This window comes from Phycicoccus sp., from assembly GCF_035325325.1.
Lineage (GTDB): Bacteria > Actinomycetota > Actinomycetes > Actinomycetales > Dermatophilaceae > Phycicoccus.
The window spans coordinates 44,412-67,938 of record NZ_DAOLAC010000013.1; the positions used below are offsets into that span (position 1 = coordinate 44,412).

Genomic DNA, 23,527 nt, shown 5'->3' on the forward strand with positions numbered 1-23,527 from the left:
GAAGGGCCCCCAACCGACGGAGGAACCCGTGACCACCAGCACCGCACCGAAGACCTTCCAGAAGGCGACCCTCCAGAACGCCGAGGAGCGCCGGGACCCCATGACCGGCCTCCTCTTCAACCCGGAGAGGTCCACCGAGATCGTCGGCTCAGAGGCCTACGAGCGGCACGTCGCCGAGGGCTGGACCGTCGTCGAGACGTGGAACGTCTGGACCTGCGCCTTCTGCGGCATGAACGACAGCGACCGCGAGCACGCCGCGTGGGAGGCCGAGCACTTCGGCCCGATCACCCACCTCGACCGGTACGGCCACGTCTCGGTGCGCCCGGAGCAGCCCGCCCCGATCGACAACTACGCCCGCAGCGCCGCTCTCGGGATGCTCGACAGCCTCGACTACTACGGCAACCGCAACCCGGCCGCGGCTTCGCCCGGTGGACCCGCGACCCCGGCGTGGTACTCCAACCGGCTCGGCAAGGTCCTCAACGCCCGCGGCGACCAGCTCCCCGGCACCTCCGCCGACTGGTGGGGCTTCCGCTGGCAGGCCTACGCCCGCCACCTCCTGCGCGCCGAGCAGCAGTGACCCCGACCACCACCGGGCCGCGTGTGGGTGACACCTTCACCCACACGCGGCTCATCGAGCCCACGTGGCGCCCCGGCCCCGGCGAGAAGTACGCCTCCGCCCCCAAGGCCCGCTGCGTCGTCACCCGCGTCACCCGCGACTTCGTCTACTACCGCTACGAGAGCTCGCCCCGCCCGAACGGCGCGTTCAAGATCGACCGCGCTACCTTCGCCCGCACCTACGGAGACCCCCAATGGCGATGAAACGACGCGTGTCCATCCGAATCGAGGTCGAGCTCGACGCCGACACCGAGCTTCAGCTCGACCAAGCGGTCGCGGCCCTCGCGGGTCGGGCAGAGCGAGCCATCGTCTCCCACCCTCACGTCAGTCGCTTGATCCATGCTGGCGTGGTTCGCCGCCGCCGCTGATCCCCGCCAGCCAGCGTCCGTGCCTACGGTGTGCGCGGACCCATCACCCTCCGGAAGGACCCCACCACCATGAAGATGTCCGTCGCGTGCGCGAAGGGCTGCGGCCACACCATCGAAGTGGACGAGCAGACCATCAACAACGCCGCCCTCCTCGGCACCCAGCTCGTCTTCGAGCACGACGTCTGCCCCGGTGACGACCCGGTCCCCACCGCGGCCACATCGGTCGAGCGGCGCTTCCGGCTCCAGCTCATCGCCATGGAGATCACCGGCGACGAGCCCGACCCGACGACGGACTACGTTGCGGAGCTGCCCGGTGTCGAGATCGTCGCCGGGCTCGGCGAGGTCTTCACCGGGACCAACTTCGCCGAGGTCGTCAACGGGCCCATGACGAGCTGGCTCTCCACCTCGTGGCAGCGGTTCCAAGAGACCGCCGCGTTCGCCGACCTGCCGGGAGCGAGCACCACACCGCAGGGGTAGTCCGTACGCTTGCGTCCAGCGGGTGACCGGTTCACCCGCTGGACGCGAACCCGGACCTTGGAGGACCCTGCCGTGTCGGAGCAGCAGAGCGAAGTCGGCGCCGCGATGTGGGGCGGGCGACGGTGGCCGGAGGGGCGCCCGAAGGTCGCACGCGAGAGCGTGGTCCGGGCCCTGCCTGACGGCCTCGTCGCGGCCCTCGTGTCGCTGTTCCTCGTCGTCATCGGCGGATCCCTCATCGGCATCGGCGCCGGGCTCCTCTGGGGCCTCGGCGCAGGCCTCCTCGCCACCGGAGCCGTCGTCCTCCTCGTCGGCCTCCTCCTCGGGGTGAAGTGATGGGTCTCTGGGACGCGTTCCGCGGTGGTCGACCCGAGACGAAGGGCGCCATCGACCGGCGCTACTCCTCGTCGCCGAACTTCGTCTTCCAAGGGGTGCCGTACTCCCCGATCGACGGTGACGACGTCGACAAGGTCGTCAAGGAGCAGTACAACCGCGTCATCTGGGTCTACCGCGCGATCGACGCCCGAGCGTCGAACGCGGCGAAGCTGCCGATCGACGTCAAAGACGGCCTCGGCGACGACGCGCAGAAGATCCACAACCACCCCCTCGACCGGCTCTTCAACCGCCGCGCCAACCGCTACGAGGACGCCTACAGCTTCCGCTACCGGTTCCACACCCTCGCCGACCTCTCCCGCAAGGGCGTCTTCGTCGAGGTCCTCGAAGACCGCATGGGCACCCCCCGCGAGCTCGTCCTCCTCAACCCCTCGCAGGTCTTCCCCGTCCCGCACCCCGACAAGTTCGTCGAGCGGTTCGAGATGCGTCTGGCGGGCGGCGAGGTCTTCGACCAGCTCATGCCGTACGAGAAGGGCAAGGGTGGCGTCCTCTGGATCAAGCGGCCCCACCCGACCGACCCCTACCGCTCCCAGACGTGGCTCGAAGCCGCGGGCATCAGCATCGAGCTCGACTACTACGCGCGGCTCTTCAACCGGAACTTCATGTTCAACGACGGGCGCCCCGGCGGCGTCCTCGCGCTCGGCGGGAAGAGCGGAGCCGACGACGACGACGAGGATGTCGACCCCGCCGACGCGCAGGCGCTCCTCGCCCGTCTACAGGGCGGACCGGCCAACGCCGGGCGCATCGCCCTGTGGGAGGGCAACGTCGAGTACACCGACCTGTCGACCAGCCCGCGCGACGCCCAGTACGTCGAGTCCCGCGGCCTGACCCAGCGCGAGATCCTCGTGGCCGCGGGCACCCCGCTGTCCGTCATCGGCGACGCGTCCGGCCGCACCTTCGACAACGCCGACGCCGAGGAGGAGAACTTCTGGCGCCACACGATGCCCGGCGAGCTGCGGCTCTTCGCGACCGGGTTCGAGCCGCTCACCGACGACGGCATCGACGGCGACGAGGAGTTCATCGTCCACGACCTGTCCAAGGTCTCCGTCCTCCAGCGCGATGAGCGGGCCCGGAAGAAGGTCCTCGACGACGACGAGGCCGCAGGCCGCATCAGCATCGACGAGTGGCGCAAGGAGACCGGCCGCGACGAGATCGGCGTCCCCGGCACGAAGGTCCTCTGGAAGCCGTCCGGCAAGGCCCCCATCGGCGACGAGGAGGACGTGAACGCCCTCCTCGGTCAGGGGCAGGAGCAGGCGCCGCCCGGCCTCCCGCCCGGCCCCGGCGGCGACCAGCTCCAGATCGGCGCCGCCCCCGACGGCGCACCCACACCGGACCTGCCACCGGACCCGACGACCGAAGTCGACGACTCCGAGATCGCGGCGCTACTGGAGGGAAAAGCCTTCGGGCCTGACCTCCAGACGAAGGGCAGGCCCGAACCCGGCTACCTCAACCAGATCCGTGCCGCCCACGATGCGCTCCTGACCGAGTGGGAGACGCAGGTCAAGGACGCGATCCTCGCCGTCCTCGACCGGCAGCAGGCCGTCGTCCTCGCGCGGATGACCGGCGCCAAGGCGCGCCGCCACACCCGGCACTGGACGCCGCTGCCCGTCGGCCACGAGATCAAGGCGCTCGACCCGAGCTACATCCTCGACCGCGCCCGCTGGATCGGTGAGCTCGTCACCGCCATCCGCGACATCGTGCGCGCCGCCGCCGCCGCCGCTGGCGCTGCCGTGTTCGAGCAGCTCGACGTCGAAGGCGAGTTCGACCTCACCACCGTCGTCGACCAGATCGTGACCCGCAGCGTTCAGGTCATCGCCGAGGCGATGGACGCCCGATGGGGCAAGCTCCACGAGATCATCACCGACGCCGAGGAAGCCGGGGAGCCGCTCGACCGGATCGCCGAGCGCGTCCGCGACGCCTACACCCGCTCCGACACGTGGGCCGAGACCGGCTCCCGCGCGGTCGTCGGCGCCATGAACGCGGCGTCCCTCCTCGGCGCCGGACAGGCCGGGGCCGTCCGGAAGCGGTGGCTCGCCACCGACGACGAGCGCACCCGGCACACCCACCGCGAAGCCGAAGGTCAGGTGCAGCCCATCGGGCAGCCGTTCATCGTCGGCGGTGTCGCACTCATCTGCCCGGGCGACCCCACCGGCGGCGCGACCACGATCAGCGAGTGGATCAACTGCCGGTGCACGATGATCTACCAGCTCGCCAAGCGCGACTTCGAGGCCGAGCTCGATCAGGACCTCGCCGACCTCGACTCCCTCGAATGGAAGCGGCTCGCCGCAGTCTCCTGACCGAGCCCAGCACTCGCGACGCACCCCGTACCCTCGCAGCAGAGGTCCAGCGCAACCAAGAGGAGGCGTCGCGGTGACGACGTTCACGCGAGTCGACGGGTCGTCCATGACCCTCGCTCAGGCGTTCACAGCCCACGGCGAGATCGAGCAGAAGTCCGCCTTCGCGGTCGCGCTCCTGACCACCGAGCTCGGAGCGGGCGCCCCGCCCGAGCTCATCGCCGACGCGATGGAGTACCTCGCCGACGACAGCAACCGGCGCGAGGAGAAGCGGAAGTTCTCCAAGGGCGAGCGCGACGACGCCGCCGACGAGGGCGATGCGCTCCCCGACGGGTCGTTCCCCATCAAGAACCGCGACGACCTGAAGAACGCGATCAGCGCCTACGGCCGGGCCAAGGACAAGGACGCCGCGAAGCGGCACATCATGAAGCGCGCCCGCGAGCTCGGCGCCGCGTGGATGCTCCCCGAGGACTGGACCTCCGAGGGCAAGGCCCGCTCCCGCCGCGGCTTCTCCCGGGCCGCGGCCACCGCCGATCGGCTCTTCTCCGCCGCGTGGGACCCCAACGCGCACCCGCGCGACGAGAACGGCCGGTTCCTCGACACCCCCGACGTGCAGCTCTCCAACGGCGCCCACGGCCGGGCCATCCGGCAGGTCGGCGACAGCATGGCCGTGCAGCTCGACTCCGGCACCATGGTCAACGTCAACGCCCGCGACGTCCGAGGCCCCGGCCCGGCGAAGCCCGACACCCCCGACGCCCCGAACGCCCCCGACACCCCGGACGCGAAGAGCACCGCGATCACCGGCGTCTCCGACGAGTTCACCGGCACCAGTGGCTTCGCCGCAGCCCGCGTCAAGGTCCGCGACGACATCATCGAGGCGCACGGTGGGGAGCGCGGCGCCCGCGGCTACAACCTGCGCGTCGGGTCGATGGTCCTCGACAAGAACGTCAACGGGAAGTGGGTCGCCTACAGCGACGGCGCCCCCTCCGACATGCTCGATGCGGTCCGCTCGGACCCGAACGGGCGCTTCCGGTTCCGCAGCGCCAACGTCCCGATCGAGGACGCGAACGCCGGTCCCCAGAAGCCCGACACCCCCGGCTCGCCCCGTACCGGGCGTCCCGAGGTCGGCGAGCGCGTCTCCACCGAGTTCGGGCCCGGCGAGGTAACCGACTCCTCGGACCGCCGCGTCGCCATCAAGCTCGACAACGGCGACACGATCAACGTCGTCACCGGCACCCCCGGGTACGACCGGATCAAGCGCGACAACCCGCCCAAGGCCGACGTCCCCGACGGCGCAGCCCCGGCCACGCCCGCCGCGAAGAAGCCGAAGGCGCGGAAGGGCGACCACTTCGTCACCCTCCCCGATGGGACGGTGGAGAAGCGGAACTCGAAGACCCGCACCTACACCCACGCCGTGGTCTACGAGCAGGACAACGCCAAGGCAGCCCAGAGCCTCCGCGAGCAGGCCGCAGCCCAGCGCGCCAAGGGAGAGGACCTCCGCAAGAAGGCCGACACCGGCAAGATCACCGAGACGCGGCGCCCGTGGGGCGGAGGCGCCGAGTACGTCGACGTCTACGTCGGCGGCGAGTACGTCGCCGGTGGCCCGATCGGCTCCAACCTGCCGGACTTCGAGCGCCCCACCGACGACGAGCTGCGCGCCAAGCTCCGCGGCTACGCCGACGGGCGAGACCGTGAGGCGGAGCGTCTCGACGCCAAGGCCGACAGGCTCGACGCCGGACCCGACAAGTCCTACAGCGTCCTGCGCTGGAGCGGCAGCGAGCAGAACGCCCGCAGCGGCTCCCGCTCGAAGGAGTTCGCGCACCTCGCGGAGACCGGGCGTCTCTACGTCACGCCGGTCGACCCGCCCGAGGACGGCGCACCCGGACCGGACCGCACCCCGGACCGTGGTGCAACCAAGCCCGAGCCGGACCTGCCGAAGCTGCCGGAGAGCGACGCCGCCAACGACACCCCGGAGCAGGCGCGCGCCCGGAAGCTCTTCGCCGACAACAACCCCAGCGACGCCGTCATCACCGGCATCACCGAGGACACCGGCGACCTCGACGGGCGCGAGCTGCCCGAGGGCGCGAAGCTCTACAAGGCGACCATCAACCGGGTCCGCGGCGACAAGAAGGGCATCGACTCGCAGGAGCAGTGGATCGCCCTGAACGAGAACGGAAACCCCGTCGGCTCGGTCACGACCCCGCAGGCGCAGCGCCGGTTCATCGTCGAGGGCCTGCCCGAGAAGACCGACACCCCGCAGGGCGAAGACCTCACCAAGATGACGCTCGACGACATCGCCAAGGCCGCGGCCGAGGCGTTCATGAACGGCGACATGGACCGCGTCATGGCGCTGAAGGAGGAGGTCGACCGCCGCAAGCGCGAGGACCGCAACGCCACCCCGACGCCGAGCAACCCCGACGAGCCGACCGACCCGACCACGCTGGGCAACGAGCAGCTCCAGTCGGAGATCGAGCGGTTCCGGGCGATGAAGGAGCGCGACGGCAAGCTCTCCGAGAACAACCAGCAGGCTCTCGACGCGATGGAGGCCGAAGCCGCGGCCCGGCGCGAGGCCGGTGCCATGCCCCCCGAGGGAGCCGCCCCCACGCCCACTCCCGACCCCACCCCGACGCCGACCCCCACGCCGAGCACCGACGCGTGGGACGTCACCACGATGACGGAGGCCGACGCCCGCCGCCGCCTCGAAGCGCAGGGGTACGACGCCGCCGAGGTCGACGCCATCGTCGAGGACTTCCGCCGCGACAAGGAAGCCATCGACATCGCCCCCGACGGCACCCTCGACCGGCTCACCATCAAGCCCGACCGGCTGAAGGAGGGCGACGAGGTCATCCTCGACGACGGCACCCTCGACACGGTGTCCTCGGTGAACCGCCTCGACGACGGCCGGGTCGAGGTCACCTTCGAGGGCATGGGCCCGAACGACCCGCCGGAGACCTACCAGTCCCGGCAGAACATCGACGTCGCGTGGGACGCAACCAAGTCCCGCGACCCGCGCGTCGCCGCGCTGAGGGAGGGTGGCACCACCCCCGACACCCCGTCCGGCGACCTCCCGGAGCGGATGAAGGACCCGGAGTCGCGCGGCTGGTCCCTGACCCGCAACGACGACGGCACGATCCGCATGGAGCGCGACGGCGTCACCGCCACCTTCAACCCGCAGGACGGGATCGTCACCGCCGACACCGAGGCTGTCGACGCCAGCGACCTGCGCGAGGGCGACTACCTCATCGACACCAACCTCGGTCCCGTCAAGGTCACCGGCCCGGGCAAGTTCGACGAGCAGGGCGGCTTCTACGACGTCCCGACCGAGAGCGGCAACCGCCGCTTCGGCAGCGGCGGGCCGGCCCGGCCGGGCATCCCCGCCGGCCCCGCGAGCGGGGCGGCCGCGGCCCCCGCACGCTCCCGCCCCCCCCGCGGCCCCGGCAGCGGCGGGCGCACCGAGCGGATCATCCCGGCCGACCGCGGCAGCGGCGACGCCGCGACCCCGGAGCTGCCCGACCCGCACGAGGCCCGGCCCCTCACCGGGAAGGACGTCCGCGTCGACCTCACCCGCTCCCCGAACCCGGTCTACGGCACGCTGGAGGGCGTCACCGACGACGGCTCCCTCCAGATCCGCACCGCCGAGGGCACGCTCCTCACGCTCGCCCCCGACCGTGTCAAGGGCGTCGCCGAGGGCAAGGCCCCCGCCGACCGCGGCGCGCCGCACCCCGTCGGGTCCCGCGTCTCGGTGATGGGCACCGTCTACTCGCGCGACGACACCGGCGTCACGAGCACCCGTGAGCGCGTCGACGGAACCGTGGTGCGCGCCACCGCGGTCGACGGGAGCGGCGGACTCTACGACATCAGCGTCCGCACCGACGACGGCGAGATCGTCGTCGTCCGCGCCAGCAACCGCTCACGCGGCGGCAAGGACGGCGTGCAGGAGCCCGCGATGGTCACCCCGCCGCCGCCCGGTGACCCGCTGCCCGAGGGCAGCAAGGTCAACGTCAAGCTCAGCGGCTACCCCGGCGACCAGCCCGTCGAGGCGACCCTCAACGGCTACGACGAGAACGGGCTCGCCCGCGTGCAGTTCGCTCGCGGCGAGGAGCAGCTCGTCCCGGCCCACCTCGTCACCGCAGCCCCCACGGCGCCGGAGCCCACGCCTGCCCCGACGCCTGACCCGGCGCCGCGCCTGACCACGCGTCCCGACGGGCTCCAGCCCGGCGACGTCGTCCTCCTCGGATCCGACCGCAGCATCCGCCGCACCGTCGAGTCTGTCGGGCCCTCCGCGGAGGGGAACCCCGACCTGCGCGACATCAAGTTCGTCGAGGAGAGCGACCCGATCCCGTTCGGAGTCGACGCCGAGCTGAACTACGAGCGCCCGACGCCGCCGCCGAGCGGCAACACCGGCACGCCGACCCGCGGCGTCCGCCGCGAGTCCCGACCGCGCGCGCTGCGCGACGACGGCAAGGGCGACGGCGCCAAGGCGCAGGCCGAGATCCCGACGGTCGAGCAGATCATGGAGCAGCAGGGCCTCGACGAGGAGGCCGCGAAGAAGGAGTGGCGGCGCCAGTACAACGCCGCCCGCTTCCGGATCCGCCGCGCCCGCCTGAAGGCCGAGGCCGAGCAGGCGAAGAACGAGACCATCGCGCCCGACGAGCGGGTGCGGCGCACCAGCATCGACTCGCTCTCCCGGTTCCGCTCGGAGTCCGTGAACGCCGCCCTCGGCGACCTCGAACGCGCCAACGCGATCGAGAGCTTCGACGACGCCCGAGCCAACCTCCTCAACGTCTCCGACGACGTCCGCAACCCGGCCGCCTCCGGGCGGCTCGCAGACGCGGTCATCGCCGACGCCAAGGACCTCGTCGACCAGTACGTTGCGGGCTTCGCCATGCCGATCCCGGACCTGATCGCCAACCTCCGCCGGTCGAAGGAGACCGACGACCTGTCCCACCTGACTCCGGAGCAGCGGGCCCAGCACCTCGCCCGGGTCGACGGCAACATCGCTCTCCTCGAAGGCAACCCGGAAGGCCTGCGGCCGTTCCTCGACCAGATCGAGCGCAACGCCAACATGCGCGCCTTCGACAGCTTCGCGGCTGGTGTCCTCGACGCGAAGGTCGTCCCCGAGCTCGGCGACACGAACGAGGCCGACGCCATCCAGCGCATCGCCGCCGCCGCCGCCGCAGCGAAGGACGAGCGCGCCCACACCGACATCAAGGTCCTGACCAACTCCCTCGTGTCCGGCGGGCTCCCCGCCTACATCCAAGGCCTCAGCGACGTCCGCCCGGACGACCGACCGGCCCTGCCGGTGCACCGCGCCAAGTTCCTCGACCTGCCCGACGACGCGCCGCTGGAGGACAAGATCGACCGCCTCCGCGGCACCTTGGGCAAGGGCATGGAGACGTTCCGCCGCAAGGAGTGGGACAACGTCCACCAGCGCAACACGTGGGTGAAGGACCGCGCCAAGGACAACGGCCCCACGCAGGACCACCTCGACGCGATCGACACCCTGAAGACCATGGGTGAGCTCATCGACCGCGACGCCGACGCCATCTTCCAGCAGCGCGCGAAGGAGGCCGGTCTTGACCTCGACACCCTCGACGCCGACAAGGAGAAGGCGACGGCCCGGCTCGCCGAGCTCGAAGTCGAGATCGCTGCCGCGAACAAGGCTGTCCCCCGCGGCGGGAACGCGCAGCAGAGCTTCGTCACCGGCAAGCGGGTCGAGTACATCGAGGAGCACTGGGGCGACGAGAACGGCTACGCCCGGCGCGAGCCCGGCCCGTACTCCCTCTCCCCGGCGTACGGCGCCTTCACCAAGGAGCTGTCCCGGCTGACGCTGGCGCAGCGCAGCGGCGAGCTCAGCGCCGACGACGAGGCGAAGCTCACGAAGCTGCGGGACCTCAACACCGCGGCCGAGAGGTACGGCTTCGGTGAGCTCACCAAGGCGATCAACGGGTACAACGACCTCGTCGTCGAGCGCCGCACCCTCATGGCCCACGGCGGCATGGACCCGGAGAAGAAGAAGAAGCTCGCCAAGGTCCGCTCCGACGCCTACCGCGAGACCCTCGCCCGGGTCACCTCCATCGGTGAGACCGACAGCGTGAAGATGCGCTTCCTCGGTGGCGCCGCCGCCCCGCGCAAGGCCCTCGACTGGGCGACCGGCTTCTACCCCACGAGCTGGATCGAGAACGCCGCCCGCATCCCCGTCACCGTGAAGCGCGGCACCCGCCGCGGCCACTACGAGAGCAACCGCTCCGCGATCACCCTGTCCAAGTCGGAGCCGACCATCGACGGCGACAACGGCCTCTTCGGCGTCGCCATCCACGAGCTCGGCCACCACATGGAGAAGATGGTCCCGGGCCTCGCCGACGCCGAGTGGGCCTTCCTGTGGCAGCGGACCTCCACCGGCGACCCGGACAACCGGACGCGGGAGAGCCAGAGCGCGATCTACCGGACCGAGTACGGCTACAAGGACGACTTCAAGGGCCACTACTCCGGGAAGACCTACGGCTTCGGGCTCACCGGCGACAACGAGCACAACTACGAGCTCTTCACCACCGGCGTGCAGGACCTCTTCGCCGGAGAGGGCGACTACCTCGACGACGACTTCCGACGCTGGCTCCTCGGCGTCATGGCCCACCTCTGATCCGGGAAGGACCCCCATGTTCACCGTGCAAGGCATCCGCCGCGTCGGCGAGCTCAACGTCCCCTACGCCGTCGTCATCGACGGCGAGGGGGAGCCGCTCCTCGGCCGGTTCACCGGCGGCAGCGAAACCCTCGCCGCGCTCGCCGACGCCGACGCCGGGCAGACGTTCCGGCTCCCCCCCGTTGGGCCGGACTTCGAGCTCGACGTCGACGACCCGTGGACCATCCTCCAGTGGCTCCGGGTCACCACCACCATCACCGCCGTCGACGGCGACCTGCCCGACGAGCCCGCCGAGGACGCCGACGCCGAGCCGGTACCGGCCGACGCGGTGTTCTGACGCCACCCCATGCACTGTGGCCCGCCCAGATAGCCTCTCGGTGGGCCACATGCGTAACCAAGTCAGGAGGCAGCGGTGACCGAGGTCAAGGCTGGCGGCGCCGACCGCAACCGCGGCAACGCGGAGCGGCTGCGCCACTACTGGGTGCGCGGCGAAGGCGCCGCACGCATCGGCTGGGGCACCGACGGCGACTTCATGCGCTGCGTCGCCGAGCTCACCCCCCACCTCGGCGTCCGCGCGAAGGGCTACTGCAACCTCCGCCATCAGGAGGCCGTCGGCGCGCCCCCCGGCAAGGGACACGGCCACAAGGCCCTCGCCGGTCCCGGCGACGCCCGCGACGACACCGCACAGCCGAGCGACGACCCGACCGGCGTCATGATCGCGCTCTACCCCTCGTTCGACGTCGCGACCCAGCTCGCCGACATCATCGGCGACGACGCCCAGCCCGTCGGAGAGCTCCATGTCACCCTCGCGTTCCTCGGCGAGCTCGACGAGGTCGACGACCCCGACGCGCTCATCGAGATCGTCCGCGGCTTCGCCGAGGACGCCGCGCCCATCGACGGCACCTACAGCGGCTTCGGCCGGTTCACCATCCCCGACGGCGACGCCTTCTACGCCTCCGTCGACGTGCCCGAGCTGTCGGCGTTCCGGGAGGACCTCCTCGACCTCCTCGACGACGAGGGCGTCGCGTGGCGCACCGACCACGGCTTCACCCCCCACACCACCCTCGCCTACCTCGACCCGGACGAGCCCAACCCGTTCGACCGCATGGACGAGGTCATCCCCGTCACCTTCGACATGATCTCCGTCGCCGTCGCAGGCGACGTCTGGGACTTCCCCCTCAACGGCGACCCCGCCACCGACGACGAGGAGGGCGAGCCCGGCGACTCCCCCGCCGAGGAGGCGCCCGAGGGTGAGGCGCCGCCCGAGGTCCCCGACGACGAGATCGACGCCGACCCGCAGGAGAAGGGCGGGTCGATGGCCGAGCTGACCCTCCGCGCCCGCGAGGGGCGAGCAGGATGAACGGCTGGGTCGGCATGACCGCAACCAAGCGGATCACCGTCGGCAACGGCGGCATGGAGGCAGCGACCCCGGCGACCACCCGGCCCGCGAAGAGGCCCGCCGCCGCGGCGGCACCGGCGAAGAAGCCCCCACCCCAGCACGGCGGCAACAGCCAAGAGAACGCCTTCGAGGGGATGCACGCCCGCGACGAGAACGGCAAGTTCACGTCCGGTGCCGACCGCAACCGCGGCCCGCAGGAAGGCGACAAGAGCCGCAAGGTGCAGGCGATGCAGACGCTCCTTACCCGCCTCGGCTACGGCGACCTCGCCGCCGACGGCTCCTATGGGCCGCTGACCGCCGCCGCCGTGAAGCGCGCGCAGGAGAACCACGGCATCACCGGCGAGACCGGGTTCGGGCCGAAGCTGCGCGCCGCCCTCGCGAAGGAGTACGCCAGCATCGGCGGCGACGCCGCCTTCTCCAAGGGCAAGGGCGGGCGCCGCTCCGGCGGCGGCTCCGGCAAGCGAGGCTCCGGCACCCGAGGCAAGGGCGCCGCGAAGAAGAAGACCGGCAGCGGCTCCAGCTCCGCCGCCGCGAAGAAGCCGAAGGTGCACGACCCCAGCAACCTCGCCGACGGCAAGCTCACCCCCGAGGACGGCCGCTACGACAAGAAGTGGCCGTCCGAGTGGGGCAAGGAGCCCCCGAAGTACGGGCCCAAGGGCGCACGACGCGCCGAAGGGTTCAAGGACGGCTCGGCCATCTACGAGAACGGGTGGGTCTGGGACCCCGACACCCGCAAGTTCCGGCTCATCGGCCAGAACGCCTACGAACCCGCCCCCCAGCCGAAGAAGCCCACCACCACCCGGAAGAAGGACAGCATGACGACCACGATCGAGTTCAAGCGGTCCGGGATGGTGCACTCCGGCCGCGAGCACAAGGGCCTGCCGGTCGTCACCGGTGTGAAGGTCCTCAGCGAGGACGAGGGCATCGTCGAGGCGATCGTCTCCGTCACCGGCATCCCCGACGAGGTGAAGGACGTCATCCTCCCGGGCGCCTACGCGAAGACCCTCGCGAAGCGCACCCCGAAGGGCGTCTTCTCCCACGACTGGGACAAGCCCGTCGCCCGCACCCTCGACATCAAGGAGCTCCTGCCCGGCGACGCCGACCTGCCGAAGACCACCTCCCGCGGCGAGCCGTGGCCCGCCGAGGCCGGGGCGCTCGCCGTGAAGACCCAGTTCAACCTCGCCACCCAGCAGGGCCGCGAGGCCTACGAGAACGTCGTCTTCTTCGGCGACGAGCAGGAGTGGTCCATCGGGTACAACGTCCCCCGCGGCGGCGCCCGGATCGACCAGCGCAAGGGCCTGCGCTACATCAACAACCTCGACCTCTACGAGTACAGCCCCGTCCTCTTCGGCGCGATGCCGATGGCGGGCACCCGCGGCCAGAAGGACCTCGGCGACGGCACCATCGAGGTCAAGGCCCTCGCCGGGTCCTACGAGGACCTGACCGAGCGGCTGCGCACCGCGATCGACCAGATCGTCAACGGCGGCGTCGCGGCCACCGACGACCGCAAGTGGGTCTGGATCCGCGCGACCATGCCCGACTCCGTCGTCGTGCGCATCGAGAGCCGCGAGTCCGGCCCGAGCACCGAGTACGACGAGTTCCAGCTCTACCCCTACAAGCTCGTCGACGGCGAGCTCGTCATCGGCCAGCCGACCACCGTCCGGCTCACCGAGTCGATCACCCCGATGATCGACAAGGACACCGACGGCGACGAGGTCATCGCCGTCACCGAGACCAAGGCAGCCCCCGCCGACACCGACGGCGACCCCGCGGAGGACCCGACCGACACCGAGGACCCCGACGCCGACCCCGAGGACGAGCCCGACGACGACGGCGACGAGCCCGCCTTCATCAGCCGCGCCGAGCTCGACGAAATGAAGGCTCTCCGCTCGGATTCCTGAGCACAGCACACGCACTTGGTTGCGCGTGTGCAGACTCGATCGCAGCACGAGATCCAAGCCGCAAGGTACGGCCCGTCCCGGTACTGACCGAGGGGGACAACCAACGCGAAGGGATGGCAGTGCGGACCCTGCGGTGGGGGCACCACCGCAACCCGCAGTACCAGCAACCCCCCGCATGGGGGAGGAAAGGGCAGGTAGACCATGTCTCAGGTCACCGAGATCAAGTCCCGCCTCCAGTCCATCCTCGACGAGAACGACCGCATCGAGAAGGTCATCGCCGAGAAGGACGAGAACGGGATCGTCGTCTCCAAGGAGCAGGCGACCACGTACCGCAAGAACCTCGCCGAGGCGCGCGAGCTGAAGGGCCTCCTCGACGACATGGAGGGCGGCGCCGAGCTGAAGGCCTACCTCCAGCAGACGCCGGAGAGCAAGGGCCTCGGCGCCGCCGCCGCCGCCGCCGGTGCCGCCGGTGGCGAGGGCTCCGGCCTCTGGGTCCCCGGGCACGGCCCGGCGAACCTCGGCCGCATGTTCACCGAGTCGGAGGAGTTCAAGTCGCTCGTCCGCTCGGGCGCCGCGACCATGCCGTCGGCGTGGGAGATCGAGGGCGTGGACGCCACCGCGCTCGTCGGTCAGGGCACCTACGGCGTCAAGGACGTCTACGCCGGGATGGGCGGCGCGCTGCACGACACGTCGCACGGCTTCGGGAAGGTCCAGTTCGACCCGACCGTGCCGCGCAACATGCGCCGGGCCCGCGTCCGCGACCTCTTCCCGGTCGCCCAGACGTCGGCCAACCTCATCGACTTCTTCCGGGTCCTCGGCTTCGGCACCGACCGTCTCGACCTCTCGTCGAGCGCCTCGGTCGTGCCGGACTACGCCGCGGGCAACTTCGGCCTGAAGCCGCACAGCGCCCTGAAGTTCGAGAACGCGCAGGCCTCGGTCCGCACGATCGCGCACTACGAGGTCGCCCACCGCAACGTCCTTCAGGACGAGCCGCAGCTCCAGAGCACGATCAACAACGAGCTCCTCTACGGCCTGCGGCTCACCGAGGACGCCCAGATCCTCAACGGCACGGGCACCGGCGAGGACCTCCTCGGCATCCTGCGCACGCCGGGGATCCAGTCCTACGACCAGAGCACCAACGCCTCGGACAAGAAGCAGGACGCCCTCCGTCGCGCCGCGACCAAGGCGATCCTCGCCTACTACGACCCGACCGGCGTCGTGCTCCACCCGTACGACTGGGAGGAGATCGAGCTCGACAAGGGCACCGACGGCCACTACTCGGTCGCCGTCTCGGTCGCCATGGGCGCGGAGCAGAAGATCTGGCGGATGCCGGTCGTCGACTCCCCGGCCATCGCGCAGGGCACCGCGCTGGTGGGCGCGTTCGGGCTCGGGGCCCAGCTCTACGACCGGATGCAGGCGAACATCCGCATCGCGGAGCAGCACGCGGACTTCTTCATCCGCAACGCCGTGGCGATCCTCGCGGAGGAGCGTCTCGCGCTCGCCGTGAAGCGCCCGGAGAGCTTCGTCAAGGTCAACTTCTCCTGAAGCTGACCACGTGACCCGGACCGACTGAGCCGGGCACCGCAAGGGCCTCACCCCTCACGAGGGGGTGAGGCCCTTCGCGTTACCCCCGCAGCGCCACGTCGCGGGCTACCGTGGACGGCATGGAGCAGATCGTGCCGATCGGGTCGGAGTGGGCTACCCGCTACCCGAACCTGATCGGCTTCGACCGCTCGCCCCGCACCGCCATCGCGTGCCCGGTCTGCGGGAACCCCACCATGTCGTGCACGCACGAACAGGAGATCCCGATGCCGCCCACCGCGAAGAAGACCGCCGAGAAGGCCGACGCGAAGACCGCCGCCGACAAGGCGAAGGAGAACCCGCCCGCCGCCGCGACCGACCCCGCCCAGACCGGCGCGCCGGAGCCCGAGCCGAAGCTGCGGAAGAAGGACATCCCCGACGGGCTCGTCGAGAGCGGCGACGGCATGTACCGCGCCACGAAGGACATCAGCGTCGGGTTCATCCCCCGCGGCACGAAGGTCCACAGCCACGTCCTCCTCGTCGCCGAGGGCGGCGAGATCAGCGCGGTCGCGCTCGCCACCCGCCTGTCGGCCTACGCCGACGCCGAGGGCTTCGAGGTCAAGTAAGCCCCACCCCGGACCGGATGCCCGTCTCCCACCCCTGCGGGAGGCGGGCATCCCCACGTCCGGGCCAGCGCCCGTAGCCTCCCGGCATGACGAACCGCACGTGCGTGATCGTCCCCTCCCGAGGGCGACCGCAGAACATCACCCGCCTCCTGACCGCGTGGCACGACACCGGCGCCACCGCCCAGCTCGTCGTCGCGCTCGACGACGACGACCCCCAGCTCGACACCTACCTCGACGTCCTCGCCGACGACATGCGCCTGCGCGAGCTCCACGTCATCGTCGGGCCCCGGCTCCGGATGAACGGCACCCTCAACGCCGTCGCCGCGACCGTCCTCGACAAGGTGCTGGAGCCGCGGCCCGGGACCGCGCCGCGGCTGCCCGACGTGATCGGGTTCATGGGCGACGACCACCTCCCCCGCACCCCCGAGTGGGACCAGAAGATCGAGGCCGCGCTCGACAACCTCGGCCACGGCATCGTCTACGCCGACGACCTCGTCCAGCGGCAGAACCTCCCCACCGCCGTCTTCATGTCCGCGACGATCGTGCGCGCGCTCGGGTACATGGCCCCGCCCGTCCTCGTCCACCTCTTCCTCGACAACTACTGGCGCGACCTCGGGCTCGCCAGCGGCCGACTGCGGTACCTGCCGGGCGTCGTCATCGAGCACCTCCACCCCATCGCGGGCAAGGCCGAGCACGACGAGACCTACGCGCAGGCGAACGCGAGCGAGACGTGGACCCACGACGAGGAGGCGTACCAAGCGTTCGTCACCGACGGCGGCATCATCCGTGACGCGGCGAAGATCGGTGCCCTCGCGTGAGCAGGACCCGCCTCCGTCCCGCGCACAGCCCGGCCGAGCTCGCCCAGATCTACGCCGCCCCCCACCGGCACGACCGGTGGCCCGACCACGTCCTGCGGGTCCAGACGACGATCGCGCTCGCCCGCTGGGTCCACAAGCCCGGCACCAGCGTCGCCGACCTCTCCTGCGGCGACGCCGCGATCGCCACCGCCCTCAACGAGCCAGCGACCTTCCTCGGAGACTTCGCCCCGACGTACCTCTTCACCGGCCCCATCGAGCAGACCGTGCACGAGCTGCGCGCGCGGATCTACCCGCTGCGAGTCGGGACGTTCATCCTCTCCGAGACGATCGAGCACCTCGACGACCCGGACTCGGTGCTCGCGCTCCTGCGCGGCACCGCCGACCGGCTCGTGCTCTCCACCCCGATCGACGAGGACCTCGACTCCGAGAACGTCGAGCACTACTGGAGCTGGGGCACCGACGACATGCGGGCCATGCTCACCGCGGCCGGGTGGGAGCCGTTCGTCCTCAACGAGCTGCGGCTCACCGACACCGAGTACGACTACCAGATCTGGGGATGCCGATGAAGACCGCACTCGTGACCGGCGACCTCGGGTTCGTCGGCAGGCGCATGGTCCCCGCGCTCGAAGCACGCGGGTACGCCGTCACCGGCCTCGACATCAAGCGAGGCCCCCACGAAGACGTCCGCGACTGGTTCCGCACCAGCGACGAGCGGTACGACCTCGTCGTCCACCTCGCCGCCGTCGTCGGCGGGCGGCTGACCATCGACGGCGCGCCGCTCTCGGTCGCGGTCGACCTCGCCATCGACGCCGAGTTCTTCGGCTGGGCCGTGCGCGTCGGGCAGCCCCGCGTCGTCTACTACTCCAGCTCCGCCGCCTACCCCGTCGACCTCCAGTGGCGGCACATCGCGCACCCCTACCTCCACGAGGACGACCTGACGTGGGGCGAGGAGGACACCGTCGACGAGCGCGGCCCGGGCAGCATCGGCGTCCCCGACATGACCTACGGCTGGGCCAAGCTCACCGGCGAGTACCTCGCCCGCTTCGCCGCCGATCAGGGCGTCATCGTGCACATCATGCGGCCCTTCTCCGGCTACGGCGAGGATCAGGACCTCGACTACCCCTTCCCCTCCTTCGCCGCCCGCGCACGACGCCGGGACGACCCGTTCGAGGTGTGGGGCGACGGCACCCAGTCCCGGGACTTCATCCACATCGACGACGTCGTCGAAGGCACCCTCGCCGCCGTCGAGAAGGACTACCGGGCCCCGCTCAACCTCGGCACCGGCCGCGCGGTCACCTTCAACGAGCTCGCCCGGATGTTCATGATCGAGGCCGGGTACACCGGCATCATCCGCAACCTCCCGGCCAAGCCGACCGGCGTCCACCACCGCGTCGCGTACGTCGGCAACAGCCTGCCCATCCACCGGCCGCGGATCACCCTCGAAGAGGGGATCCGGAGGTCCCTCGCATGAGCACCGTCACCGTCGTCGTCACCTCGATCCCGCCCCGCGGGCGGATGCTCGGCCGTGCGCTGGAGTCCGTCGCCAGGCAGACCCGCCCCGCCGACGCGATCGTGGCCGTCATCGACCACCACCGCGAGGGCGCCGCCCTGAACCGCGACAACGGGCTCTCCATGGTCACCACCGACTACGTTGCGTTCCTCGACGACGACGACGAGCTCTACCCCGACCACCTCGCCCGGCTCCTCGCCGCAGCCGCCGAGACCGGCGCCGACCTCGTCTACCCGTGGTTCGACGTCGGCTCCGGCGGCACCGACCCCTTCCCCCAGTTCGAGGGCGCCCCGTGGGACCCCGCCGAGCCGCACCAGATCCCGGTCACCTTCCTCGCCCGCACCGTCGCCGTCCACGAGGCCGGAGGGTTCAGCTTCGGATGGGACACCGCCCAGAGCGAAGACCCCGGCGTCGACGAGCACGGCAACCGAGCCGGTGAGGACTACCGGCTCGTCGTGCGCATGAACGACCGCAGCGCCAAGATCCACCACCTCCCCGCCCGGACATGGGTCTGGCACCACCACGGCGCCAACACCTCCGGGCTCCCCTCCCGCTGGTAGGAGCCAGAGCATGAAGATCGCCTACATCACCGCCGACTGGGGCCGCACCCCCGACGGCACCTTCAAGATCCCCGGCGGCGCGTCGTGGGTCCGGCTGCACACCCCCGCCCGGTACCTCGAACGCGCCGGGCACCACATCGTCTTCGCGCAGCAGGTCGCCGCGTTCCACAACGACAAGCTCGTCCCCCTGAACATGGACGACGTCCCGCTCATGCTCGACCCCGACGTCGTCGTCCTCCAGCGGTGGATGCACCGCGACGCCCCGGACGCCATCCGCGCCGCCCGCGCCGCCGGGCAGGTCGTCCTTCAGGACGTCGACGACTGGTTCTGGGGCCTCGACCCGCGCAACCAAGCCCACGCCGCGACCGACCCCCGCCGGTTCCCGGACGCCAACCGCGACCACTACCGTGCCGCGATCGAGGCCTCGACCGCGGTCACCGTCTCGACCGAGTTCCTCGCCAAGCGGATCCGCGAGCGGTGGGGCGTGACCACCCACCTCCTCCCGAACGCGATCGACCGGCTCATGTGGGTGCAGCAGGACGTGCGTGACACCGACCGTGAGCTCGTCGTCGGCTGGACCGGCAGCCTCTCCCACCGCTCCGGCGATCTGGAGACCCTCCGCGGCGTCCTCGGGCCCTACCTCGACGACGTCGCCGGGACCTTCGTCCACCACGGCGTCACCCCCTACGACCGCGACACCGCAGGACAGCGAATCGGCCTCTCCGACAACCAGATCGGACCGAGCAAGCCGCTCGCGCGGCCGGAGGACTTCCCCGACAACGTCGCCGGATTCGACATCGGGATCGTCCCCCTGACCGACCAGCCCTTCAACCACGCGAAGAGCTGGATCAAGGGGCTGGAGTACGCCGCGGCCGGGATCCCGTTCGTCGCCCAGCGCACCCGCGAGTACCAGAAGCTCGGGGCCGGGATCCTCGCCTCCACCCCCAGCGAGTGGCGCGCCGCGCTCGACCAGCTCACCGACCCCGCCGAGCGCACCCGGGTGCGCGACATCGGGCTCGCCGCCGCGGCCGAGCAGTCCATCGCCACCCGCTGGCGCGAGTGGGAGGACGTCTACAGCCGGTACCTCCCGGCCTGAGCACACACCGCGCCCCACGTCCATACACTCACGGGTAGCGCAACCAACTCGGGAAGAAGGACACCGGATGCCGACGCTCAGCGAGCAGGTCGTCAACGTCGCGGCGATCCGCGCCGGGAAGGACGCCTTCACCACGCAGGAGGCGCTCCGCGCGGCCAGCCTCGCCGACGAGCTCATCGACACGCTGGAGATCAAGCTCAACCGGTGGCTCTACCCCCGCTCCGTCACCGAGGTCTACACCGTCCCGGCGTCCGGCCGGATCACCCTGAACCGGGGCCCCGTCGTCTCGATCACCTCGGTCGGCTACGTCGGCGGAGCCCCGTTCGCAGGCCTCACCGACCCGCTCGCGCTCTTCGACGTCGCCGAGGCGTGGATCCCCGGCGCCCGCGTCAACGTCACCTACGTCGCCGGAGAGGAGCCCGGCGACGGCATCGTCGGGCAGCTCGCCGACATCATCGCCCGCACCATCCTCGCCGGGGTCAAGGCCTCCTCCGGCGTCATCAAGAGCTACAGCGTCGAGGGCACCTCCATCACCTACGGCAACGTCTCCGACGGCGGCGACGGCGGCAGCGGCCGGATCACCGTCGGCACCCTGACCGCGTTCAAGCGGCTCCGGCGACGGGTCCTCCTCCTGTGAGCTACGACGAGGTCTTCCCCCTGCCGGACCCGGACTTCCTCTGGGTCCACTCGCTCGTCTACCTCCCCCAGACGAGCGCGTCCGTCGTCACCGACGACGCCACCGGCCGGTGGCAGTACGCCGCCCCGGCCTCCGTCGCGTTCGACGGCTACATCACCTCCCCCGGGCGCCGCGACATCGAGCGCGGCAACGCCCGCGGCATCAGCGTCGACGCCGTCGTCCTCATCCCCCACAGCGTCCCCATCCCCCCCGACGAGGCCGAGCACGCCACCCTCGTATGCGGCCCGGACTCCGCCGCCTCGCCGTGGCTGTGGGGCGAGTACGAGATCAGCGAGGTGCGACCGAACCCGTCGCACATCCGCGCGATCATGTCCCGGATCGTCGGGGAGAAGCCTCCCCATGGCACGTGAGATCGAGCTCTTCAGCCGCGGCGGCGACCCGGGCGAGAACATCGCGAAGGTCCTGCGTGCCGGGCGAGCTGGCGTCCACCGCGACCTAGAGCGCGCCGGAGTCCGGCTCGTCAACCAGCTCCGTCTCGATCTGTCCAAGCCCGGCACCGGGCGCCTCTACACGACCTACTTCTTCACCGACTCCCGCGGCCGGGTCCGCCCGATCGGCCGTCGCCCGCCGCACCGCGCGTCATCCCCCGGCAGCCCCCCGGCCGTCGACACTGGGGCCCTCCGCGCGTCCTACGGCGCGAGCGTCTCCCGACTCTCGCCCGTCCTGACCGAGCTGAAGATCGCCTCGGGCAAGGACTACGCGGCGTATCTGGAGTTCGGCACCTCGAAGATGGCGCCCCGCCCCCACCTCCGGCCGCTCATGGCCCGACGGATCGTGTGGGTCCGCAGCGAAGTCGCCGAAGGCATCGAAGGACGAGAGCGGGCCATGGCCCGACGACTAGGAGGAACAGGATGAACGTGCCCGGCGGCATCCGCCAGCTCATCAAGAACGCCACCCCGGCGAGGGTCAACGACCGCGTCTGGGCCGACGACGCACCCAACAACCCGACGTTCCCCTACGTCACCATCGCCGACGGGATCTCCGTCGCCGCCGCCCTCAGCGGAGACGGCGGCGACCTCACGATGTTCGAGCGCGAGACGCAGGTCGACCTCTGGCAGAAAGCGGCCGAAGAGGACGACGAGCTGCCGGGTTGGTTGCGCGGCACGCTACACCGCGCCGTCCTCCCCGACGGCGTCACCGGGGTCAAGATCAAGCTCCGCGTCAGGGACATCCAGCGGTTCTACGAGCGGGACACACGCATCGTCCACCACGCCCTTACGCTCGTCGTGAGGCACGACCCCACCGGCCTCTGAGCACGGCAACAGCACCACCCCAGCACCACCCCGAGCACCATCCACAGCCCGACCAAGGAGGCCGGTTCCCATGGCAGCAGAGAGCAAGGAGACCGTCGTCTTCGACGTCCACGACTTCAAGGTCTGGGCGCTCGTGAGCGACAACAGCACGGACGCTTCCCCGACGTACGCGTCGGTCGCCGTCGACGTCCCCGGCATCGCCGAGGTCGGCCTCGACCCCAACTTCGTCACCGCCGAGCTGAAGGGCGACGGCAAGGTCATCGCGAAGAAGGGCCGCGTCGACCGCTTCAACCTCTCCGGCACCTACGGCAAGCTCGCGCAGGAGGTGCTGAAGGTCATCCTCGGCGGCACCGTCCTCGACGGCACCGCGGGCAAGTCCCGCTACCGCTTCAAGGGCCGCAACTCGCTCCCCTACTGGGGCTGCGCGTTCACCATCGACGACGCCGACATCGGTCAGGTCCGGGTCATCCTCTACAAGGCCCAGCTCACCGGCGGCTCGCTCCTGTCGCAGTCGACCGAGGAGTTCGGCCAGCCGTCGTTGGAGGCCGAGGGCATCCCGTGCACCAGCGACGACGAGCTCTTCTTCGACGTCGACTTCCTCGACGAGGCGGAGACGCTGACCACCTCGACCACGATGGCCGAGCTGATCTCGGCGATCACCGCGTGACCGCCGTCCGGACTCCGGACGCGACCGTTCTCCGCAACCGGGGCATCCCGGTCACCGTGCACGTCCTCGACGAGGTCATGCCCGGTGTCTGGTCGCGCCGGATCGACGAGAGCGGGATCGCCGTCACGGAGGAAGTCTTCGTCGCGTTCGACAACTCCGTCCTCGCCGACATCGAGACCTACTGGGACGACCTCGACGGGTGGGAGGACGCGCTGGAGGCCCAGCCTCACCGCGCGCTCTCCGAGACCGTCGCGTTCGCGCTCGGCTACATCGTCATCGAGGGCGACACCGGTCGAGCCCGGCCGGACATGCGCCGCGCTGGGAAGGCGATGCTGGACGGCGAGAACGCGGCCTACTCGACCGCGATCGGCACGGCGTTCATGATCTCGCAGGGCATCCCGCCGGAGAAGGCGGGGGAAGTCCTGCGGGCCGGTCTGAAGGGGATCGAAGAGGGGCAGGAGGAGGCCGGGAAGATCGACCTCCAGAAGCTCCTCGCCACTGGGTCCGACGACCCCCGCGACACCCAGACCGACCCGCTCGTCGACACAACTGGCCCGCTCTCTACGCCCGATGGGTCAGCCTCGGACTCGACGTCGACCGATTCTGGGGACTCTCCCCAGCCCAGTCCCAGTTCGTGATCGAGCAGATCAGTGGGGTCAAGCGGCGCAAGGGAACGGCGCAGGACCTCGCACGGA

General features: G+C 70.9%; 22 protein-coding genes. All 22 read left to right on the forward strand.

Annotated elements, in window-relative coordinates:
- The first annotated feature begins 28 nt into the window (after nt 1-28).
- The 22 genes from PKA89_RS10130 (at nt 29) to PKA89_RS10235 (ending at nt 23,470) form a co-directional block, all read left to right on the forward strand.
- The gene (locus PKA89_RS10130; RefSeq protein ID WP_324419130.1) at nt 29-577 is read left to right on the forward strand and encodes a hypothetical protein; all 549 of its coding nucleotides are present in this window, start codon (nt 29-31) and stop codon (nt 575-577) included.
- Complete coding sequence (locus PKA89_RS10135; protein WP_324419131.1) at nt 574-819, forward strand: hypothetical protein; 246 nt, start codon at nt 574-576, stop codon at nt 817-819. Before PKA89_RS10130 ends, PKA89_RS10135 begins: the two co-directional genes overlap by 4 nt.
- A 233-nt stretch (nt 820-1,052) precedes the next feature.
- Nucleotides 1,053-1,460: a hypothetical protein gene (locus PKA89_RS10140; RefSeq protein WP_324419132.1), complete on the forward strand. Its 408-nt coding sequence runs from the start codon at nt 1,053-1,055 to the stop codon at nt 1,458-1,460.
- A gap of 72 nt (nt 1,461-1,532) precedes the next feature.
- A complete protein-coding gene (locus PKA89_RS10145) occupies nt 1,533-1,793 on the forward strand; it encodes a hypothetical protein (RefSeq protein WP_324419133.1) in 261 nt (86 codons plus the stop codon).
- Nucleotides 1,793-4,147 carry a phage portal protein gene (locus PKA89_RS10150; protein ID WP_324419134.1) on the forward strand — a complete coding sequence of 785 codons (2,355 nt, stop codon included), beginning with the start codon at nt 1,793-1,795 and terminating at the stop codon, nt 4,145-4,147. The genes PKA89_RS10145 and PKA89_RS10150 overlap by 1 nt, the downstream gene beginning before the upstream one ends.
- A 106-nt stretch (nt 4,148-4,253) precedes the next feature.
- A complete protein-coding gene (locus PKA89_RS10155; protein ID WP_324419135.1) occupies nt 4,254-10,784 on the forward strand; it encodes a hypothetical protein in 6,531 nt (2,176 codons plus the stop codon).
- A 16-nt stretch (nt 10,785-10,800) separates the two neighbouring features.
- The gene (locus PKA89_RS10160) at nt 10,801-11,121 is read left to right on the forward strand and encodes a hypothetical protein (protein ID WP_324419136.1); all 321 of its coding nucleotides are present in this window, start codon (nt 10,801-10,803) and stop codon (nt 11,119-11,121) included.
- A gap of 75 nt (nt 11,122-11,196) precedes the next feature.
- Nucleotides 11,197-12,144, forward strand: a complete 948-nt coding sequence (locus tag PKA89_RS10165) for a 2'-5' RNA ligase family protein (protein WP_324419137.1) — start codon at nt 11,197-11,199, stop codon at nt 12,142-12,144.
- A complete protein-coding gene (locus PKA89_RS10170; protein WP_324419138.1) occupies nt 12,141-14,084 on the forward strand; it encodes a peptidoglycan-binding protein in 1,944 nt (647 codons plus the stop codon). Before PKA89_RS10165 ends, PKA89_RS10170 begins: the two co-directional genes overlap by 4 nt.
- 201 nt (nt 14,085-14,285) lie before the next feature.
- The gene (locus PKA89_RS10175; RefSeq protein ID WP_324419139.1) at nt 14,286-15,629 is read left to right on the forward strand and encodes a phage major capsid protein; all 1,344 of its coding nucleotides are present in this window, start codon (nt 14,286-14,288) and stop codon (nt 15,627-15,629) included.
- 119 nt (nt 15,630-15,748) lie between these two features.
- Entirely contained in the window at nt 15,749-16,231 is a 483-nt protein-coding gene (locus tag PKA89_RS10180) for a hypothetical protein (RefSeq protein WP_324419140.1), read from the forward strand.
- Between the two features lie 86 nt (nt 16,232-16,317).
- Nucleotides 16,318-17,049: a hypothetical protein gene (locus PKA89_RS10185; protein WP_324419141.1), complete on the forward strand. Its 732-nt coding sequence runs from the start codon at nt 16,318-16,320 to the stop codon at nt 17,047-17,049.
- Nucleotides 17,046-17,615: a hypothetical protein gene (locus PKA89_RS10190; protein WP_324419142.1), complete on the forward strand. Its 570-nt coding sequence runs from the start codon at nt 17,046-17,048 to the stop codon at nt 17,613-17,615. The genes PKA89_RS10185 and PKA89_RS10190 overlap by 4 nt, the downstream gene beginning before the upstream one ends.
- The gene (locus tag PKA89_RS10195; RefSeq protein ID WP_324419143.1) at nt 17,612-18,520 is read left to right on the forward strand and encodes an NAD-dependent epimerase/dehydratase family protein; all 909 of its coding nucleotides are present in this window, start codon (nt 17,612-17,614) and stop codon (nt 18,518-18,520) included. The genes PKA89_RS10190 and PKA89_RS10195 overlap by 4 nt, the downstream gene beginning before the upstream one ends.
- Entirely contained in the window at nt 18,517-19,119 is a 603-nt protein-coding gene (locus PKA89_RS10200; RefSeq protein WP_324419144.1) for a glycosyltransferase, read from the forward strand. The genes PKA89_RS10195 and PKA89_RS10200 overlap by 4 nt, the downstream gene beginning before the upstream one ends.
- A gap of 10 nt (nt 19,120-19,129) precedes the next feature.
- Nucleotides 19,130-20,215 (forward strand): hypothetical protein, encoded by a 1,086-nt coding sequence (locus tag PKA89_RS10205; protein ID WP_324419145.1) that lies wholly within the window; start codon nt 19,130-19,132, stop codon nt 20,213-20,215.
- A gap of 67 nt (nt 20,216-20,282) precedes the next feature.
- Nucleotides 20,283-20,852 (forward strand): hypothetical protein, encoded by a 570-nt coding sequence (locus PKA89_RS10210; protein ID WP_324419146.1) that lies wholly within the window; start codon nt 20,283-20,285, stop codon nt 20,850-20,852.
- Nucleotides 20,849-21,262 (forward strand): hypothetical protein, encoded by a 414-nt coding sequence (locus PKA89_RS10215; RefSeq protein WP_324419147.1) that lies wholly within the window; start codon nt 20,849-20,851, stop codon nt 21,260-21,262. Before PKA89_RS10210 ends, PKA89_RS10215 begins: the two co-directional genes overlap by 4 nt.
- A complete protein-coding gene (locus tag PKA89_RS10220) occupies nt 21,252-21,767 on the forward strand; it encodes a hypothetical protein (protein WP_324419148.1) in 516 nt (171 codons plus the stop codon). Before PKA89_RS10215 ends, PKA89_RS10220 begins: the two co-directional genes overlap by 11 nt.
- Nucleotides 21,764-22,165 (forward strand): hypothetical protein, encoded by a 402-nt coding sequence (locus tag PKA89_RS10225; RefSeq protein ID WP_324419149.1) that lies wholly within the window; start codon nt 21,764-21,766, stop codon nt 22,163-22,165. Before PKA89_RS10220 ends, PKA89_RS10225 begins: the two co-directional genes overlap by 4 nt.
- 70 nt (nt 22,166-22,235) lie before the next feature.
- Nucleotides 22,236-22,832, forward strand: a complete 597-nt coding sequence (locus PKA89_RS10230) for a hypothetical protein (RefSeq protein ID WP_324419150.1) — start codon at nt 22,236-22,238, stop codon at nt 22,830-22,832.
- Nucleotides 22,833-22,888: 56 nt separating this feature from the next.
- On the forward strand, nt 22,889-23,470 hold the full coding sequence (locus PKA89_RS10235) for a hypothetical protein (RefSeq protein WP_324419151.1): 582 nt from the start codon (nt 22,889-22,891) through the stop codon (nt 23,468-23,470).
- Nucleotides 23,471-23,527 lie beyond the last annotated feature (57 nt).